The 18,208-nt window shown below is 64.8% G+C and carries 15 protein-coding genes; 9 read left to right on the forward strand and 6 right to left on the reverse strand.

Going from position 1 to position 18,208, the window contains the following annotated elements; all coding sequences use genetic code 11:
- Window positions 1–174 precede the first annotated feature (174 nt).
- Window positions 175–1,602 (forward strand): arginine-ornithine antiporter, encoded by a 1,428-nt coding sequence (gene arcD / locus C3F42_RS22935; RefSeq protein ID WP_023630516.1) that lies wholly within the window; start codon window positions 175–177, stop codon window positions 1,600–1,602.
- A 24-nt stretch (window positions 1,603–1,626) separates the two neighbouring features.
- Here the strand turns inward: arcD and C3F42_RS22940 are convergent, their stop codons facing one another.
- The 6 genes from C3F42_RS22940 to gap form a co-directional block, all read right to left on the reverse strand.
- The gene (locus tag C3F42_RS22940) at window positions 1,627–2,040 is read right to left on the reverse strand and encodes a YbaN family protein (protein ID WP_104444952.1); all 414 of its coding nucleotides are present in this window, start codon (window positions 2,038–2,040) and stop codon (window positions 1,627–1,629) included.
- Between the two features lie 49 nt (window positions 2,041–2,089).
- Window positions 2,090–2,695: a biliverdin-producing heme oxygenase gene (locus C3F42_RS22945; protein WP_038706745.1), complete on the reverse strand. Its 606-nt coding sequence runs from the start codon at window positions 2,693–2,695 to the stop codon at window positions 2,090–2,092.
- A gap of 181 nt (window positions 2,696–2,876) precedes the next feature.
- On the reverse strand, window positions 2,877–5,465 hold the full coding sequence (locus C3F42_RS22950; protein ID WP_104444953.1) for a TonB-dependent receptor: 2,589 nt from the start codon (window positions 5,463–5,465) through the stop codon (window positions 2,877–2,879).
- Between the two features lie 125 nt (window positions 5,466–5,590).
- Complete coding sequence (locus C3F42_RS22955; protein ID WP_104444954.1) at window positions 5,591–6,553, reverse strand: FecR domain-containing protein; 963 nt, start codon at window positions 6,551–6,553, stop codon at window positions 5,591–5,593.
- 93 nt (window positions 6,554–6,646) lie between these two features.
- Window positions 6,647–7,159, reverse strand: coding sequence for an RNA polymerase sigma factor (locus tag C3F42_RS22960; RefSeq protein ID WP_023632569.1), 513 nt, complete (start codon window positions 7,157–7,159; stop codon window positions 6,647–6,649).
- Between the two features lie 140 nt (window positions 7,160–7,299).
- Complete coding sequence (gene gap / locus C3F42_RS22965) at window positions 7,300–8,301, reverse strand: type I glyceraldehyde-3-phosphate dehydrogenase (RefSeq protein WP_038706743.1); 1,002 nt, start codon at window positions 8,299–8,301, stop codon at window positions 7,300–7,302.
- Between the two features lie 266 nt (window positions 8,302–8,567).
- Between gap and edd the strand changes: the two genes are divergently transcribed.
- From edd to C3F42_RS23005, 8 genes are all read left to right on the forward strand, one after another.
- On the forward strand, window positions 8,568–10,394 hold the full coding sequence (edd, locus tag C3F42_RS22970; RefSeq protein WP_094011692.1) for a phosphogluconate dehydratase: 1,827 nt from the start codon (window positions 8,568–8,570) through the stop codon (window positions 10,392–10,394).
- Window positions 10,391–11,347: a glucokinase gene (locus C3F42_RS22975; RefSeq protein ID WP_038706741.1), complete on the forward strand. Its 957-nt coding sequence runs from the start codon at window positions 10,391–10,393 to the stop codon at window positions 11,345–11,347. The genes edd and C3F42_RS22975 overlap by 4 nt, the downstream gene beginning before the upstream one ends.
- A 96-nt stretch (window positions 11,348–11,443) precedes the next feature.
- Window positions 11,444–12,139, forward strand: coding sequence for a response regulator transcription factor (locus C3F42_RS22980; protein WP_201754994.1), 696 nt, complete (start codon window positions 11,444–11,446; stop codon window positions 12,137–12,139).
- Window positions 12,123–13,577, forward strand: a complete 1,455-nt coding sequence (locus C3F42_RS22985) for an ATP-binding protein (protein WP_094011690.1) — start codon at window positions 12,123–12,125, stop codon at window positions 13,575–13,577. Before C3F42_RS22980 ends, C3F42_RS22985 begins: the two co-directional genes overlap by 17 nt.
- Before the next feature lie 121 nt (window positions 13,578–13,698).
- Window positions 13,699–14,916, forward strand: coding sequence for an AGE family epimerase/isomerase (locus tag C3F42_RS22990; RefSeq protein ID WP_094011689.1), 1,218 nt, complete (start codon window positions 13,699–13,701; stop codon window positions 14,914–14,916).
- Between the two features lie 115 nt (window positions 14,917–15,031).
- Window positions 15,032–16,318: an ABC transporter substrate-binding protein gene (locus tag C3F42_RS22995; RefSeq protein WP_094011688.1), complete on the forward strand. Its 1,287-nt coding sequence runs from the start codon at window positions 15,032–15,034 to the stop codon at window positions 16,316–16,318.
- Window positions 16,319–16,459: 141 nt separating this feature from the next.
- Window positions 16,460–17,368 (forward strand): carbohydrate ABC transporter permease, encoded by a 909-nt coding sequence (locus tag C3F42_RS23000; RefSeq protein WP_023630395.1) that lies wholly within the window; start codon window positions 16,460–16,462, stop codon window positions 17,366–17,368.
- Window positions 17,361–18,206, forward strand: coding sequence for a carbohydrate ABC transporter permease (locus tag C3F42_RS23005; protein WP_104444955.1), 846 nt, complete (start codon window positions 17,361–17,363; stop codon window positions 18,204–18,206). Before C3F42_RS23000 ends, C3F42_RS23005 begins: the two co-directional genes overlap by 8 nt.
- Window positions 18,207–18,208 lie beyond the last annotated feature (2 nt).

Consider the following 18,208-nt stretch of genomic DNA (forward strand, 5'->3'; position numbering starts at 1 on the left):
ATAGCGACGTATTTAGGTGGGGAGTGAGATACTTTGCAATTGTCACTTTTCACTCCCCCGCGCTATAGACAGTCCGGTTATGAGTGCTATAGCTTTAATGGCTCGATTCAATAAGAAACTTGTAACATTCATGTTGCCAAATACGTTTACGCGCACCCGCGCACGAGGAGCCCCATGAGCGAACCGGGACAGAAGCTACGCCTGGGCGCGCTGATCGCGTTGGTGGTCGGTTCGATGATCGGCGGTGGGATCTTCTCGTTGCCGCAAAACATGGCGGCGCGCGCCGATGTCGGCGCAGTGCTGATCGGTTGGGGCATCACCGCGGTGGGCATGCTGGCATTGGCCTTTGTGTTCCAGACCCTGGCCAACCACAAACCTGAGTTGGACTCCGGGGTGTACGCCTATGCCAAGGCCGGTTTTGGCGACTACATGGGCTTTTCTTCGGCCTGGGGCTACTGGATCAGTGCCTGGTTGGGCAACGTTGGCTATTTCGTGCTGCTGTTCAGCACCCTCGGTTTCTACTTCCCGGTGTTCGGCCAAGGTAATACGCCGATGGCCATCGGCTGTGCTTCATTGCTGCTGTGGGCGGTGCACTTCCTGGTGCTGCGTGGCATCAAGGAGGCGGCCTTCATCAACCAGGTGACCACTGTGGCCAAGGTCGTGCCGTTGCTGATATTCATCGTCATCGCGGCTGTCGCCTTTCGCGCCGATATTTTCACCCGCGACATCTGGGGGATGAGCAATCCGCAGTTCGGCAGCGTCCTCGAGCAGGTCCGCAACATGATGCTGGTGACGGTGTTCGTGTTCATCGGCATCGAAGGTGCGAGTGTCTATTCGGGGCGAGCGCTGCGTCGCACTGATGTGGGCAAGGCCACGGTGATCGGCTTTCTCGGCGTGCTGGCGCTGCTGGTGCTGGTCAACGTGTTGTCGCTGGGGGTCATGACCCAGCCGGAACTTGCCGGGTTGCAGAATCCATCGTTGGCGTCGGTGCTGGAGCACATCGTCGGGCCCTGGGGCGCATTACTGATCAGCCTCGGCCTGGCGGTGTCGTTGCTCGGGGCGCTGCTGTCGTGGGCGCTGTTGTGTGCCGAGATCCTCTTCGCCACTGCCCGTGACAAGACCATGCCGCGGTTCCTGGCGCGAGAAAACGCCAACCATGTGCCGGCCAACGCCTTGTGGCTGACCAACGTGATGATTCAGGGCTTTTTGCTGATCACACTGTTCTCCGCCGGTACCTATACCAGCCTGATCTACCTGGCGTCGTCGATGATCCTGGTTCCTTACTTCTGGTCGGCGGCCTATGCGGTGTTGCTGACCGTGCGAGGCGAGAGCTACCAGGGGCAGGCGGGGTTGCGGCGCAAGGACATGCTGGTTGCCGTGATCGCGCTGTCATATGCGGTGTGGTTGCTGTATGCCGGTGGGCTCAAGTACATCCTGCTGTCGGCGTTGCTCTATGCCCCGGGGGTGATCCTGTTCGCCCGGGCCAAGCGCGAGCAGGGGCAGGTGCTGTTCACCGCATGGGAGAAGCTGATTTTCGCGGCGGTGCTGGTGGGCGCCGGGTTGGCGGCGTATGCGCTGTATTCGGGCTTGCTTAGCCTCTGACTGCTCATGTCAGGCGCGATTGAATCAATTTTGCAATTCGACGCTGCCTTGCGGAACATGCCGTTCCGGGCGTGACCAGATCCATAGGTTGCCGAGCGCCATGCCGCCGATGGCAAGGAATACGGGCCAGTGGTGCTCGAGGACGATCAGCATGAGGCTTGCGCATAGCAACATGCTGATAGTGGCGCTGATCTTGGCGCGCCGCTGGATCACCTTGCCGTTGCGCCAATTGAAGAGGATCGGGCCGAACAGTCGGTGGTTCTCGAGCCACGCGGACAGCCGCGGCGAGCTGCGGGTAGCGGCCCAGGCGGCGAGGAGGATGAACTCGGTGGTGGGCAGCCCGGGAATGACGATGGCGACCAGGCCAATGCCCAGGCTCACATAGGCCAGGATCGCATACAGCAGGCGGGATACTTTGGAGCGGGCGATTCGGGTCATGGTCTCACTGCAACGGTGCGGCCGCCCGCAGACGGCCGGGTAAAGCGTGTCAGGCCAGCGCCGCGTCGGCGGCATAGGCATGCTTGAGCAGCTCGGTGAAGCGCTCGAAGGCGGCGACCGCGCCACGTTCGGCGGCGGCGTCTTCCTCGGGCGACAGGTCCAGGCTGTCGAGGATGCGGGTGAACTGTTTCCAGCCTTCGGCGCGACCGCCGGCCGGTTCGCCCAGGTGACGGGCACCGAAGGTTTCGGACAGTTCCAGGGCCACGGCGCGCTTGATCAGGAATGCGGCGCCCAGTTTGGAGCCTTCGGAGACGAAGATCCAGCCCAGGGCTTCGCCCAGGCTTGGCTTGCCCAGGGCGCCGGCGAAGGGCGCGGGCACTTCGGTGTCGAGGTCGGCCAGGTCGAGGCGGGCCTGCTCGGCGCGGCAGCGCTCGGCCAGGTCGGGGACGATGGCGATCAGTTGCGGGTCGGTGTACAGCGCCTGCAACTCGGACTGGAACAGGTACTGGGCGACCACGAAGCGGGCGAAGCTCTCGCGGCTGTCGAACGGCTTGTGCGACTTGACCAGGGCGTCCAGCTCGGTGTGCGGGGCATGGGTGACCTGGTTCAGGCGCTGGGAGCGCAGGTTGGCGCGTTCGGTGGAAGGGGCGGTCATGGGGGCATCCTTGGAAAATGGGGCGTCTAGTGACAAGACGAAACAGAAGACGCGGAACAGTAAAAAAACCTCACCTGCGAAGTGAAATCATTCGCACAGGGCTCGATGCAGCGCCGGGCAAGCCCGCTCCCACGCGGGAACTGGGGGAACGAGCTTGTCCGGCGATGGCGATCTCAACCCGTCAGATGTCCCACACCAGGTTGATGGCAAAGTTGCGGCCCGGCATGGTCAGGCGATCGAGATTGGCCGGCTGGGTCACTCCCGCTTCGCCAAGCGCGTCGTAGCCACGTACGTCATCCCACTGCCAGTACTTCTTGTCGGTCAGGTTGTAGAGGCCTGCGTTGACGGTGATGTCGTCGGTCACTTTGTAGTAGCCGGTCAGGTCCAGCACGCCGTAGCCAGGCGTGCGGAACTGCTTGCTGGCGCCATCGGGGGCGAAGAAGGTGGAGTCGTCGACGCGGTCCTTGCGCTTGACCAGGGTCCAGCTCAGCAGCCCCCCATAGTTCTGTTGCTCGTAGCCCAGGCCGAGGACCGCGGTCAGCGGGTTGACGCTGTTCAGTGGCTGACCGTTGTCATCGTTGCGGCCGCGGGCATAGGCCAGCGAGCCTTGGGTGTACAGGCCCTGGGCAGCGCCGAAGTGGTCGAGGTTGAGGCGGCCCTTGAACTCCGCGCCCTTGATGGTGGCGTGCTTGATGTTGTTGGCCTGGAAGGTCGAACCCAGGTTGGCCGACTGCACGGCGTCTTCGTTGATGAAGTCGCGGTACTTGTTGTAGAACACCGCGATATCGAAGTTGCCGGCCTCGAAGTTACCGCGCAGGCCGGTTTCGTAGCTCTTGCTCTTCTCTGGCTCGAGGTCCGGGTTGGGTTGGACGCTGTAGCCCAGGGTCGGGTTGTCGAAGCGGCCGAACATGGCCTTGGCGGTCGGGGTACGGAAGCCCTCGGCGTATTGGCCGTACCAGGTGTAGTTGTCGTTGAAGGCATAGGTCACGCCGAATTTTGGCGAAACGCGGTGCCATTTCTTGTCTGCGTCGTCGATGGCCCCAGGCGCTGCACCGTTACCCTGGACCCCGCGCAGGAACTCGCTGGTCATCTGCGGTTCCATGCGGGTGTAGTCGTACCGAGCGCCGGGCAGGAAGGTCCAGTTGTTCCAGCGGATTTCGTCCTGGGCGAACAGGCTGTAGGTGTTGACCGTCGGGTCGGGGAAGTCGCTGACCCGTACCTGGCCGTCGCCGGGGCTATTCTGGCCGATCGCCGTACAGCTGCCGCCGACGTTGAGGCAGGTGCCGGTACCGCTGCGTGAACCGGTGATCTTTTCATGCTTGAGGGTCGTGCCGTAGGTCAGCAGGTGGTCGGTGGCACCCAGGCTGAAAGCCTTGTCCAGCTGGGCGTCGAATACCCACTGGCGGTCCTTGTAGGTGGTCTGGCGATCGCGGAACACCTGGCGGCCACTGGCGAAATACAGCTCGTCGGTGCGTTGGTCGGTCTTGGCGATCTGGTAGTTCAGGCTCCATTTCACGTGGTCGGCGACCAGGCTTTCAAGGCCGAACTCATGGTTGATGCCAAAGCGCTCGCGGGTAACGGTGTCGTCGCCCTGGCGCATCCGATACATGTTCGAGGCGCCGCGGCCCGGAATGAAGGGGCCTCCGACGGCGCTGAGGATGTTCTGGTCGCGGTCGTCCTTGTAGTGCTCGTAGGTGAAGCCGAAGCGGGCATCGTCGGCGTAGTTCCAGCCAAGCTTGGCCAGGACGTTGGTGGTGCGCACGTCCTCCGGGTTGGCCTTGCTGCGGTTCAGGCCGGTGCCGCCGTGTTCGCCATACGATTCGGTTTCATGGCCGTTACGTTGGCTCAGGTGCAGCAGGCCATCGAAATCGCCCTGGCGACCGGCGACGGTAGCCGAGGTCAGCCAGCTTTCGTCGGCCGAGCTGTAGCCGGTCTTCAGACGGGCGCCGACATCCTTGCCCGGCTTGATGATGTCCTCGGGATCGAGGGTGTAGTAGCTCACCGCGCCGCCGATGGCGTTGCTGCCGTACAGCACCGAGGCCGGGCCGCGGAGGATCTCGACGCGCTTGACGATTTCCGGGTCGACATAGTTGCGCTGGGTCTGGGCGTAGGGGCCATAGAAGAAACTGTCGGGGATCGACACGCCGTCGACCTGGGTCAGGATACGTTCACCGTCGATGCCGCGAATGTTGTAGCCATTCAGGCCGCTGCGCTGGCCGACGCCACCGACGGAAACACCCGGCTCATAGCGCACCAGTTCCTTGATGTCGTTGACGTTCTGCCGGTCCAGTTGCTCGCGGGTCTGCACGCTGACGGTGCTCGGCACCTGGCTGACGTCCTGGGCGCTGCGGGTGGCGCTGACGGTCACCTGCTGCAGGGCGATGGCGTTGCCGGCGGCCTGGCGTTCCAGCACCACGTTGCCATTGCTGATCTTGCGGTAGCCCAGGCCGGTGCCGCGCAGCAGGCGCTGCAGCGCCGCTTCCGCGGCCAGCGATCCCTGTACGCCCGGCGAGGCCACACCGTCGGCCAGCTCGGCACTGAAGCCGACCTGCCAGCCGGTGACCTGGCTGAAGGCATTGATGGCTTCGACCAGCGGTTGCTGGGCGATGGCGAAGCGGTAATCGCCCATGCGCGGGCTACTCGCCTGGGCCGGTTCCACGGCCAGCGCGGGCAGGCTGCAGGCGCCGCTGGCGAGCAAAGCCAAGGTCAACAGGGACAATTGCCCGCAGCGGCGGGAAGAAGAGGACGGGCGAGTTTGACCTTTGGGCATCGAAAGCGCTCCCTGTCGCGCGTGAGTCATAGACAGTGTTTGTTCTCGTTTTCGAACGAGAATCAATCGTATTGGCTATAACGAGACGGGCGAGGTGTGGCGATCGCGTAAAAAAACTTGCAAGGTCAGTTAAGAATTACCACGGCTGGGTATTCATGCAGTTGCGCCGAGGTGATGTGGGCCAGGGCACGCAGCGTTTCCAGCGGCTGGTCGAGGCGATAGTTGCCGGTGACCGCGACCTGCTCCAGGTGCGCGTTGCGGTTGATGATCCAGCCCGGGTAGTAGCGGCGGACCTCCGCGAGCACCTGGCTCAGCGGGCAGTTCTCGAACACCAGGCGGCCTTCGATCCAGGCCAGGTCCTTGCTCATGTCGGGGCGCTGGCGCTGGCCGAAGCCCTTGGGGCCGACGCTGATGCTGTCGCCGGCGCTCAGGCGGATGCGTTGGTCGCTCGCGGCCTGCAGGTCGACATCGCCGCGTTGTACCCGCACCTGGGCCTCGCCATCGAGGTAGCGTACGGCGAAATCGGTGTCGCGCACGCTGGCGCGCAGTGGGCCGGCCTGGACTTCCAGCGGCGGCTGGCTGGCGTTGGACACCTGGAAATACGCCTCGCCCTGCAACAGCCGGGCGACCTTGCGGCCTTCGCGCTCGTCGCTGGCAAAGGCCGAATTGGTGTTGAGCAGCACCTTGGCGCCGTGGTCCAGCTCCAGGCGCTGGCGCTCGCCGACCACGGTCAGATGGTCGGCCTGCAGGCGCACTGGCAGGTTGCCGAACGTGAACAGCCCGACCAGCAGCACCGCGGCGGTGGCCAAAGGTTTCCAGTGGCTGCGCAGGCGCCCGGCAAGCGAGCGCTTGCGCCTTTGCTGCAGTTGCCCGGCCACCTGGCGCAGCGATGCGCCGTTCCACATCGCCTCGGCTTCGACATAGGCCTCGGCGTTTTCCGGCTCGGCGCCCAGCCAGTGCTCGAAAGCGCGGGTGTCGTCTTCGCTGGCGCATTGCAGGCGGATCAACCAGTCCAGCGCCTCTTCGCGGGCACGGGCGCGGGCATCAGGCTCGGCGGGTGACGGGCGAGGGGTGGGGTGGTCGGTCACGACGGATCCTTGCATTGGGCATTTTTTGCGCATGATCAGTGCAGACCTTGCCCATGGCAAGGGCTTTGCGCTGACCAGCGGCGAGCGGTCGCGTCACTGGTGACGATCGGCCACGCCCATGCAGATGGCCATGATCAGTTTCAGCTCCTTCTGCACGGTGCTGGCCGAGACGCTCAACTGCTCGGCGATTTCCAGGTAGCTGGCGCCGTGCAGGCGGCTGAGGATGAAGATGCGCTGCTGGCGTTCGCTCAACTGGCCGAGGCTGACGCTCAGGTGCTTGAGCAGTTGCTCGGCGTGGGCGGCATCCTCGCTGCTCGCGGCAGGGGCTGCGACGTTATGCAGGACCTGTTCGGGCACGTCGTCCACCAAGGTGCGCGCTTGCACCCGGCGCGTGCGCAGGTGGTCCAGGGCAAGGTTGCGGGCGGTCTGGAACACGAAGGGTTCCAGGTGCTCGATCGGGCGCTCGCCCAGGGCGCGGGTGACCCGCAGATAGGTTTCCTGCAGCAGGTCCTCGGCAGTGCTGGGGTTGCCCACCATGCGCTGCAGCGTGCGCAGCAGGGTGAGACGCTGGGTGAGGAACACTGAGTTGAACCGGGACTGACTCACGGGGGAACCTGGGCGTTTTGGGATGAATGATAATGCTTATCATCACCGACCAAGGTCAAGCATGGAAATGTCACGAATGAGTAAAGCTTGTGGCAGCAGCCCACTCCCACAAGACCTTACTCTGAAGACCTGACCCTGCCTTAACGCGCGTTGAACAACGCCAGGCAATTGTCCAGCATGCGGTTGGAGAAGCCCCACTCGTTGTCGTACCAGGCCAGCACCTTGAGCATCCGCCCGTTGGCGCGGGTGTGGTTGGCGTCGAAGATCGACGACAGCGGGTTGTGGTTGAAGTCGCACGACACCAGTGGCAGGGCGTTGTAGCCCAATACCCGGGAATGACGGCTGGCCTCGAGGAACAGCTGGTTGACTTCTTCGGCGCTGGTTTCGCGCTGCAGGTTGACGGTGAGGTCGACCAGCGACACGTTGATCACCGGCACCCGTACGGCCATTCCGGTGAGCTTGCCGGCCAGTTCCGGCAGCACCAGGCCCACGGCTTCGGCAGCGCCGGTCTTGCTCGGGATCATCGATTGGGTGGCCGAGCGGGCGCGATACGGATCGCTGTGGTAGACGTCGGTGAGGACCTGATCGTTGGTATAGGCGTGAATGGTGGTCATCAGGCCTTGCTCGATGCCGAACTCGCGGTGCAGCACCTGGGCAATCGGCGCCAGGCAGTTGGTGGTGCACGAGGCGTTGGAGATGATCTGGTGCGAGGCGCGCAGCACATCGTGGTTGACCCCGTAGACCACGGTGGCGTCGACACCCTTGGCCGGGGCGCTGACGATCACCTTGCCGGCCCCGGCGCTCAAGTGCGCCGCGGCCTTGGCACGTTCGGTGAACAGCCCGGTGCATTCGAACACCACATCGATGGCCAAGGTTTTCCAGGGCAGCTCGGCAGGGTTGCGGATGGCGCTGACGGCGATACGGTCGCCATTGACGGTGAGGCTTTCGTGGTCGGCCTCGACAGTGGCGTCGAAGGTGCCGTGGACGCTGTCGTACTTGAGCAGGTGGGCATTCATCGCGCTGTCGCCCAGGTCGTTGATGGCGACGACCTGCAGGTCCTGGCGGTAGCCCTGCGTGTACAGTGCGCGCAGGACGTTGCGTCCGATGCGGCCGAATCCGTTGATGGCGATGCGTAGGGTCATGGTATTACCTCTGGCAGTCGGGTGAAGCCTGTGGCACAAAGGACAGCTTCACTGAAACGGTTTTGTTGTTGGAATTACAAGATTATTCACCGAGAGATAGAAAACAAGCCTTTTTGCTGGCAGTATTTTGTTTAAACATACAACGAGTGGTTGGGTTGTCCCCTTGTCGAGCGGTGCTGGCGCCTTTTCATAGAGACTAGGTCGCAATCGTTTGGAGGGAAAATGCCCCAGTAAAGCCGCCCCACAGTTAGCCTGGAGTCCAGTACATGCATCCGCGCATCCTTGAGGTCACCGAACGGCTGATCGCCCGCAGCCGCCGTACCCGTGAACGCTACCTTGAGCTGATCCGTGGGGCGGCCAGTGACGGACCCATGCGCGCCCAGTTGCAGTGCGCCAACTTCGCCCATGGCGTGGCCGGCTGCGGCGGGGACGACAAGCAGACCCTGCGCCTGATGAACGCGGCCAACGTGGCCATCGTCTCGGCCTACAACGACATGCTCTCGGCGCACCAGCCGTACCAGCACTTCCCCGAACAGATCAAACAGGCGCTGCGTGAAGTCGGTTCGGTCGGCCAGTTCGCCGGCGGCGTGCCGGCCATGTGCGACGGCGTCACCCAGGGCGAGCCGGGCATGGAGCTGGCCATCGCCAGCCGCGAGGTGATCGCCATGTCCACCGCCATCGCCCTCTCGCACAACATGTTCGATGGCGCGCTGATGCTGGGCATCTGCGACAAGATCGTCCCCGGGCTGATGATGGGCGCCTTGCGTTTCGGCCACCTGCCGACGATCTTCGTGCCGGGCGGGCCGATGGTCTCGGGCATTTCCAACAAGGAAAAGGCCGATGTGCGCCAGCGCTACGCCGAGGGCAAGGCCACCCGCGAGCAACTGCTCGAATCGGAAATGAAGAGCTACCACGGCCCCGGTACCTGCACTTTCTACGGCACCGCCAACACCAACCAACTGGTGATGGAGGTCATGGGCCTGCACCTTCCGGGCGCCTCGTTCGTCAACCCCTACACGCCGCTGCGCGATGCCCTTACCGCCGAGGCCGCGCGCCAGGTCACGCGCATGACCAAGGCCAGTGGCAGCTTCATGCCCATTGGCGAGATCGTCGACGAAAAGGCCCTGGTCAACTCGATCGTCGCCCTGCACGCCACCGGCGGCTCGACCAACCACACCCTGCATATCCCGGCCATCGCCCAGGCCGCCGGCATCCAGCTGACCTGGCAGGACATGGCCGACCTGTCCGATGTGGTGCCGACGCTGTCCCACGTCTATCCCAACGGCAAGGCCGACATCAACCACTTCCAGGCCTCCGGCGGCATGGCCTTCCTCATTCGCGAGCTGCTCGACGCGGGCCTGCTGCACGAGGACGTCAACACCGTGGCCGGGCACGGCCTGCGCCGCTACACCCAGGAGCCGTTCCTCGAGGATGGCCGCCTGGTCTGGCGCGAGGGGCCGCGGCACAGCCTCGACGAAAGCATCCTGCGCCCGGTGGCGCGGCCGTTCTCCGCCGAGGGCGGGTTGCGGGTGATGGAAGGCAACCTTGGCCGTGGCGTGATGAAGGTTTCCGCCGTGGCGCCCGAGCACCGGGTGGTCGAGGCGCCTGCCCGGGTGTTCCATGACCAGCAGTCGCTGGCCGATGCGTTCAAGGCAGGCGAGCTGGAGCGGGACTTCGTCGCCGTGGTGCGTTTCCAGGGGCCGCGCTGCAACGGCATGCCCGAGCTGCACAAGCTGACGCCTTTCCTCGGCGTGCTGCAGGATCGCGGCTTCAAGGTGGCGCTGGTTACCGACGGGCGCATGTCCGGTGCTTCGGGCAAGATCCCGGCGGCCATCCACGTCTGCCCGGAGGCTTTTGATGGTGGCCCGCTGGCGCGGGTGCGCGATGGTGATATCGTGCGCGTCGATGGTGCCGAAGGCACGCTGCGGATCATGGTCTCGGCCGAGGAACTGGCCGGCCGTGAACTGCCAGCGCCACCCAAGGGTAACGACCTGGGCTGCGGGCGTGAGCTGTTCGGCTTCATGCGTGTGGCGTTCAGTTCCGCCGAGCAAGGCGCGAGCGCCTTCACCTCGGCTCTGGAGAACCTCGAATGAAGGCCTTGCTGGTCGGCGACATCGGTGGCACCAACGCGCGTTTCGCCGTGTGGCGCGACGAAGAACTGCAGGCGGTCCAGGTGCTGGCCACCGCCGACTACACCAGCCCCGAACAGGCCATCGAGGCCTACCTGGCCGACCAGGGTATCGCCCGTGGCGGCCTGGCGGCGGTGTGCCTGGCGGTGGCAGGCCCCGTGGACGGCGACGAGTTCCGCTTTACCAACAACCACTGGCGCCTGAGCCGCAGTGCGTTCTGCCAGACGCTGCAGGTCGATCGCCTGTTGTTGATCAACGACTTTTCCGCGATGGCGCTGGGCATGACCCGCCTGCGCGCAGGCGAATTTCGTGAAGTCTGCGCAGGCCTCGCCGATCCATCGCGCCCGGCGCTGGTGATCGGCCCCGGCACCGGCCTGGGCGTGGGCAGCCTGCTGCGCCACGGTGAGCATTGGCTGGCACTGCCGGGGGAGGGCGGGCATGTCGACCTGCCGGTGGGCAATGCCCGTGAGGCGGCGATCCACCAGGAAATCCATCGGCAGATCGGCCATGTCAGTGCCGAGACCGTGCTCAGTGGCGGTGGGCTGGTGCGCCTGTACCAGGCCATTTGTGCGCTCGATGGTGCTGCGCCGACGCACAAGACCCCGGCGCAGATCACCGACGCGGCGCTGGCCAACGAGCCACGGGCGCTGGCGGTGGTCGAGCAGTTCTGCCGGTTCCTCGGCCGGGTGGCGGGCAACAATGTGCTCACCCTCGGGGCGCGGGGTGGCGTCTACATTGTCGGTGGCGTGATTCCCCGTTTCGCCGAATTGTTCCTGCGCAGCGGCTTTGCCGCGAGCTTCGCCGACAAGGGCTGCATGAGCGGGTATTTCGCCGGGGTGCCGGTGTGGCTGGTGACGGCGGAGTTTTCCGGGTTGCTGGGGGCCGGAGTGGCTTTGCAGCAAGCGCTGGACCTCTAACCGACGGAGCCGCACTGCGGCCCCCCACAGCAGGCATCAAGATCTGCGTTTACAAAAGGACTGACCATTGTGACCACTGCCGGCAAATCGATCCTGATGGTCGACGACGACCAGGACATCCGCGAACTGCTGCAGACCTACCTCGCCCGCTGCGGCCTGCAGGTGCACGCCGAACCTGACGGCCAGGGCTTTCGCCGCGCCCTGGACGCCAACTCCTACGACCTGGTGATCCTCGACGTGATGCTGCCCGACGAAGACGGCTTCAGCCTGTGTCGCTGGGTTCGCCAGCACCCGCGCCAGGCGCGGGTGCCGATCATCATGCTTACCGCCAGTTCCGATGAAGCCGACCGGGTCATCGGCCTGGAGCTGGGCGCCGATGACTACCTCGGCAAACCCTTCAGCCCGCGTGAGTTGCAGGCGCGGATCAAGGCCTTGTTGCGTCGTGCCGATTTCGGCCAGGCGGCGCCGGCCAGTGCGGTGCTGGCCTTCGATGACTGGCGCCTCGACACGATCAGCCACCGTCTGTTCCACCGCGACGGCGAAGAGGTGATCCTCTCCGGCGCCGACTTCGCCCTGCTCAAGCTGTTTCTCGATCACCCGCAGCAGATCCTCGACCGCGACACCATCGGCAACGCCACCCGTGGTCGCGAGCCGATGCCGCTGGACCGTATCGTCGACATGGCGGTCAGCCGCCTGCGCCAGCGCCTGCGCGACACGGAAAAACCACCCCGGCTGATCCGTACCGTGCGCGGCAGCGGCTACCTGCTGGCGGCCAATGTCTGCCCGGCCTGACGAGCGTCGCTGGCGCCTGCTGCCGCGCTCGCTGCTGGGGCGCATGCTGCTGCTTACCTTGCTGGTAGTGTTGCTGGCCCAGGGCCTGTCCAGCGTGATCTGGGTCGCGCAATTGCGCGCCAGCCAGCTGCAGGGCTTGCGCGCCAGCGCCAGCAGCCTCGCGCATTCGATGAGTGCCAGTGTCAGCTACTTCCGTTCGCTGCCGGTGGCCTACCGGCCCATGGTGCTGGACCAGTTGCGCAGCATGGGTGGCACGCGCTTCTTCGTCTCGCTCAACGTCAAGCCGCTGGAAATGCCGGTGTTGCCGATCACCCCGCGCAAGCAGGCGGTGATCGACGTTTTTCAAGAGGTGCTGCACGAGCGCCTTGGCCAGCAGATGGAGATCTCCGTTGAGTTCGTCAGCCCTGACGATCTGCGCATCTTCAACAGCGGCCTGAAACTCGATGAGCTGCCCCGCTCCTGGGCGCACTATTCGCTCACCCTCGAGCCGCTCAACCCGCCGGTACTGGTGACCCAGCTCCGCCTCGGCGAGGGCGAGTGGCTGTACATCGCCTCGCTGTTGCCTGAGCCCTACACCAGCCTCGAGGCCGAACGCCTGCCGCGTCAGCAGATCGGTTTCATTGCCCTGACTACCGTGCTGTTGTTGCTGTTCATCGGCCTGCTGGTGCACTGGCAGAGCCGGCCGCTCAAACGCCTGGCACGGGCGGCGCGGGAAATGTCGCTGGGTGCCGACGTGGCCCCAGTGGCCGAGGGCGGCGGTAGCGAGGTGGTCGAGGTGGGGCGGGCGTTCAACAACATGCGCGAGCGGATCAGCCGCTACCTGACCGAGCGTTCCCAGCTGTTCAGCGCCATTTCCCACGACCTGCGCACACCGATCACGCGCCTGCGCCTGCGGGTGGAGCTGCTTGAGGACGAGAAGCTGCAGGCCAAGTTCAGCCGCGACCTCGATGAGCTGGAGCTGCTGGTCAAGGGCGCCCTGCAATGCGTGAAGGACACCGATATCCACGAGAACATCGAGCCGATCGATCTCAACCAGGTACTGGAGATGCTGGCCGAGCCTTATCTCGGCGATGGGCGCATCACCGTGGAGGGGCAGGCATTGGCACCGTACCCCGGAAAATCGCTGGCCTTGCGCCGCTGCATCGGCAACCTGATTGACAACGCCATCAAGTACGGCGAGCGCGCGCAGCTGCGCATCATCGATACCGCCGAGAGCTTCGTGCTGCAGGTGGACGACCAGGGGCCGGGGGTGCCCGAACAGCGCCTGGAGCAAGTGTTCGAGCCGCACTTCCGCCTCGCCGGGCAGCAGCAGGGGTATGGGCTGGGGCTGGGCATCGCGCGCAACATCGCCCATAGCCATGGCGGCGAGGTGAGCCTGTTGAACCTGCGCGAAGGTGGGTTGCGGGTGACCTTGTACCTGCCGCGTTCAGCCGAATGAGCCCTTGCTACGCGATAAGCGCTTCGATGTAACGATGTGGTGACAATCGAGCCGGGCTTCGTGACATGCCAGCCAGGACCGCTGGCTAGAATCGGCTGACAACAACAAGGAAGGTGCACCCATGGCCATCAGCTGGCTTGACTCCCCGACACACCATGCCTGGCTCGACGCCGAGGCCCTGCGCCTGCTCGCCTTCGCCAGGACTTCGCGCCTGCCCCAGGGGTTCGGCAACCTCGATGACGAAGGCCGCCTGCCCCGTTGCGCCCTGGCCGAGACCATGAACACCGCGCGCATGACCCACAGCTTTGCCCTGGCGCATATCCAGGGCGTTCCGGGTTGCCGCGAACTGGTCGGGCATGGTGTCGAGGCCCTGCAAGGCCCGTTGCGCGACAAGGAGCATGACGGTTGGTACGCGCAGCCTGAAGGTCATGGCGACACCGGCAAGGCCGCCTACCTGCACGCCTTCGTCGCCCTCGCCGCCAGCTCGGCGGTGGTGGCGGGCATCAGCCAGGCGTCGGCGTTGCTGGAGGCGGTGACCCAGGTCATCGAGCAGCGCTTCTGGTGCGAAGAGGAGGGCGCCCTGCGCGAGTCGTTCTCCCGCGACTGGCTGCACGCGGAGGCCTACCGGGGCGCCAACAGCAACATGCACGGCGTCGAAGCCTTCCTCTCCCTGGCCGACGTGACCGGCGACACGCAGTGGTTGCTGCGCGCCCAACGGATCGTCGAGCGCTTGATCCTGACCCGCGCCGCTGCCGACGGCATGCGCGTCACGGAACATTTCGATGCGCAGTGGCAGGCGCTCCCCGACTACAACCGCGAAAACCCCGTCGATGGCTTCCGTCCTTACGGGACCACGCCCGGCCACGCCTTCGAATGGGCGCGCCTGGTACTGCACCTGGAGGCGGCCCTGCAAAGGGCGCAACTGCCTGCGCCCGAGTCCTTGCTGCCCGCCGCCCGGGGCCTGTTCGACAGCGCCTGTCGCCACGCCTGGCAGGCAGATGGCGCGCCGGGGCTGGTCTACACCCTGGACTGGCACAACCGCCCGGTGGTGCGCGAGCGCCTGCACTGGGTGCATGCCGAGGCCTGTGCCACTGCCGCGGCGCTGTTGCGACGTACCGGTGAAGCCCAGTACGAACACTGGTACCGCTGCTTCTGGGACTTCATCGCCAGTCACTTCATCGACTGCGCCCACGGCAGCTGGCACCACGAACTCGACCCGGCGCTGCTGCCCAGTGCGCGCATCTGGGGCGGCAAGCCCGACCTCTACCACGCCTACCAGGCCTTGCTGCTGCCACGCCTGCCGCTGGCGCCGAGCCTGGCCACGGCGCTGGCTTTGTAACCAGACGATGACATTCGCGCATCCGTTCGTTACCTGGCGCCGGGCGCGACCTCCCTACACTCCATGCCATGCAAGCGACAGTCTTGCCTCGCATAACAACAAGAAAGGTAATCCCATGCATCCGACGCTTCGTCTCGCCGCCGCGATCTCCTTCGCCTCCCTGTTCTCCCTCAGTGCCCAGGCCGCCGACTCCAAAGGCAGCGTGGAAGTCGTCCATTGGTGGACCTCCGGCGGCGAGAAGGCCGCAGTCGACGTGCTCAAGGCGCAGGTCGAGAAGGACGGCTTCACCTGGAAGGACGGCGCCGTGGCTGGCGGCGGTGGCGCCACCGCCATGACCGTGCTCAAGAGCCGCGCCGTGGCTGGCAACCCGCCCGGGGTCGCGCAGATCAAGGGCCCGGATATTCAGGATTGGGCCGCCACCGGGTTGCTTGATCCCGACGTGCTCAAGGACGTGGCCAAGGACGAGAAGTGGGACGGCCTGCTCGACAAGAAAGTCGCCGACACCGTCAAGTACGACGGCGACTACGTGGCCGTGCCGGTGAACATCCACCGCATCAACTGGCTGTGGATCAATCCGGAAGTGTTCAAGAAGGCCGGTATCGACAAGGCCCCGACCACCCTTGAGGAGTTCTACGCCGCCGGTGACAAACTCAAGGCCGCCGGCTTCATCCCGCTGGCTCATGGTGGCCAACCCTGGCAGGACAGCACCGTATTCGAGAGCGTGGTGCTCTCGGTGATGGGCGTCGAGGGCTACAAGAAGGCCCTGGTCGAGCTGGATGAAAAGGCCCTGACCGGCCCCGAGATGGTCAAGGCGCTCACCGAGCTCAAGAAGGTCGCCACCTACATGGACCCGGACGGCAAGGGCCAGGACTGGAACCTTGAAGCGGCCAAGGTCATCAACGGCAAGGCCGGCATGCAGATCATGGGCGACTGGGCCAAGAGCGAATGGACCCTGGCGAAGAAGACCGCCGGCAAGGACTACCAGTGCGTGGCCTTCCCGGGCACCGACAAGGCCTTCCTCTACAACATCGACTCGCTGGTGGTATTCAAGCAGAAGGACAAGGGTACCGCTGCAGGCCAGCAGGACATCGCCCGCAAGGTCCTGGGCGAGGACTTCCAGAAGGTCTTCAGCATCAACAAGGGCTCGATCCCGGTGCGTAACGACATGCTCGCCGACATGGGCAAGTACGGCTTCGACAGCTGTGCCCAGACGGCGGCCAAGGACTTCCTGGCCGACGCCAAGTCCGGCGGCCTGCAACCGAGCATGGCGCACAACATGGCCACCACCCTGGCGGTACAAGGGGCATTCTTCGATGTGGTGACCAACTACATCAACGATCCCAAGGCCGATCCGGCCGACGCGGCGAAGAAGCTGGCCGCAGCCGTCAACGCCGCCAAGTAAGGATCTGACGGCCCTATCGCCGGCAAGCCGCGGCGGCGAACCGCGGCTCCCACAGGTACAGCGGAGCACACCTGTACCTGTGGGAGCTGGCTTGCCAGCGATGAGGCCCGCGCAGGCAATCTCGCATCGGGAACCCAGATCATGACTACAGCAACCGCCCGCCTGCGGGCCTCACCCCTGGACGCGCTGCAGCGTTGGCTGCCGAAACTGGTGCTGGCGCCAAGCATGTTCATCGTCCTGGTGGGCTTCTACGGCTACATCCTGTGGACCTTCGTCCTCTCGTTCACCACCTCGACCTTCCTGCCCACCTACAAGTGGGCAGGCCTGGCGCAGTACGCCCGGCTGTTCGACAACGACCGCTGGTGGGTGGCGAGCAAGAACCTGCTGCTGTTCGGCGGGTTGTTCATCGGCATCACCCTGGCCATCGGCGTGTTCCTTGCCGTGCTGCTCGACCAGCGCATCCGCCGCGAAGGCTTCATCCGCACCATCTACCTGTACCCCATGGCGCTGTCGATGATCGTCACCGGTACCGCCTGGAAGTGGCTGCTCAACCCCGGCATGGGCCTGGACAAGCTGCTGCGTGACTGGGGCTGGGAAGGCTTTCGCCTGGACTGGCTGATCGACCCCGACCGGGTGGTCTATTGCCTGGTGATCGCTGCCGTGTGGCAAGCCTCGGGCTTCATCATGGCGATGTTCCTCGCTGGCCTGCGCGGCGTCGACCAGTCGATCATCCGCGCCGCGCAGCTCGATGGCGCCAGCCTGCCGCGCATCTACTGGACCGTGGTTCTGCCCAGCCTGCGCCCGGTGTTCTTCAGTTCGCTGATGATCCTCGCGCACATCGCGATCAAGAGCTTCGACCTGGTGGCGGCGATGACTGCGGGCGGGCCGGGCTACTCCTCGGACCTGCCAGCGATGTTCATGTACTCGTTCACCTTCAGCCGTGGGCAGATGGGCATGGGCTCGGCCAGCGCCATCCTCATGCTGGGCGCGATCCTGGCGATCATCGTCCCCTACCTGTACTCCGAACTACGGGGCAAACGCCATGACTAGTCCTGTCGACAAACCCGCGCTGAACCTCAGCCGCATCGCCATCCATGCGGTGCTGCTGCTGGCGGTGCTGCTGTACCTGGTGCCGCTGGTGGTCATGCTGCTGACCAGCTTCAAGACCCCCGAGGACATCGGCAGCGGCAACCTGCTGAGCTGGCCGGCGGCGTTCACCGGCATCGGCTGGGCCAAGGCCTGGGCCACGGTCAACGGCTACTTCCTCAACTCGATCCTGATCACCGTGCCGGCGGTGCTGATCTCCACGGCGATCGGCGCGCTCAACGGCTATGTGCTGTCGATGTGGCGCTTCCGTGGCTCGCAGCTGTTCTTCGGCCTGCTGCTGTTCGGCTGCTTCCTGCCGTTCCAGACCGTGCTGCTGCCGGCCTCGTTCACCCTCGGCAAGCTGGGCCTGGCCAGCACCACCAGCGGCCTAGTGCTGGTGCATGTGGTGTACGGCCTGGCCTTCACCACATTGTTCTTCTGCAACTACTACGTGAGCATCCCCGAGGCGCTGGTCAAGGCCGCACGCCTGGACGGCGCCGGGTTCTTCACCATCTTCGGGCGGATCATCCTGCCGATGTCGACGCCGATCATCATGGTCTGCCTGATCTGGCAGTTTACCCAGATCTGGAACGACTTCCTGTTCGGCGTGGTGTTCTCCAGCGGCGACTCGCAACCGATCACCGTGGCCCTGAACAACCTGGTCAATACCAGCACCGGGGCCAAGGAATACAACGTCGACATGGCCGCGGCGATGATCGCCGGGCTGCCGACGCTGCTGGTCTACGTTATTGCGGGCAAGTATTTCGTGCGCGGGCTGACCGCCGGCGCGGTCAAGGGGTAAGT

Source organism: Pseudomonas sp. PONIH3, assembly GCF_002934345.1.
Lineage (GTDB): Bacteria > Pseudomonadota > Gammaproteobacteria > Pseudomonadales > Pseudomonadaceae > Aquipseudomonas > Aquipseudomonas soli.

What these genes read in the sequence shown, in the direction of transcription:
- C3F42_RS22940 (WP_104444952.1), bottom strand. Translation starts at nt 2,040, where the DNA reads ATGACCCGAATCGCCCGCTCCAAAGTATCCCGCCTGCTGTATGCGATC.
- arcD (WP_023630516.1), top strand. Translation starts at nt 175, where the DNA reads ATGAGCGAACCGGGACAGAAGCTACGCCTGGGCGCGCTGATCGCGTTG.
- C3F42_RS23005 (WP_104444955.1), top strand. Translation starts at nt 17,361, where the DNA reads ATGACTAGTCCTGTCGACAAACCCGCGCTGAACCTCAGCCGCATCGCC.
- C3F42_RS22945 (WP_038706745.1), bottom strand. Translation starts at nt 2,695, where the DNA reads ATGACCGCCCCTTCCACCGAACGCGCCAACCTGCGCTCCCAGCGCCTG.
- gap (WP_038706743.1), bottom strand. Translation starts at nt 8,301, where the DNA reads ATGACCCTACGCATCGCCATCAACGGATTCGGCCGCATCGGACGCAAC.
- C3F42_RS22990 (WP_094011689.1), top strand. Translation starts at nt 13,699, where the DNA reads ATGGCCATCAGCTGGCTTGACTCCCCGACACACCATGCCTGGCTCGAC.
- C3F42_RS22980 (WP_201754994.1), top strand. Translation starts at nt 11,444, where the DNA reads ATGGTCGACGACGACCAGGACATCCGCGAACTGCTGCAGACCTACCTC.
- C3F42_RS22975 (WP_038706741.1), top strand. Translation starts at nt 10,391, where the DNA reads ATGAAGGCCTTGCTGGTCGGCGACATCGGTGGCACCAACGCGCGTTTC.
- C3F42_RS22985 (WP_094011690.1), top strand. Translation starts at nt 12,123, where the DNA reads ATGTCTGCCCGGCCTGACGAGCGTCGCTGGCGCCTGCTGCCGCGCTCG.
- C3F42_RS22950 (WP_104444953.1), bottom strand. Translation starts at nt 5,465, where the DNA reads ATGCCCAAAGGTCAAACTCGCCCGTCCTCTTCTTCCCGCCGCTGCGGG.
- C3F42_RS23000 (WP_023630395.1), top strand. Translation starts at nt 16,460, where the DNA reads ATGACTACAGCAACCGCCCGCCTGCGGGCCTCACCCCTGGACGCGCTG.
- C3F42_RS22995 (WP_094011688.1), top strand. Translation starts at nt 15,032, where the DNA reads ATGCATCCGACGCTTCGTCTCGCCGCCGCGATCTCCTTCGCCTCCCTG.
- edd (WP_094011692.1), top strand. Translation starts at nt 8,568, where the DNA reads ATGCATCCGCGCATCCTTGAGGTCACCGAACGGCTGATCGCCCGCAGC.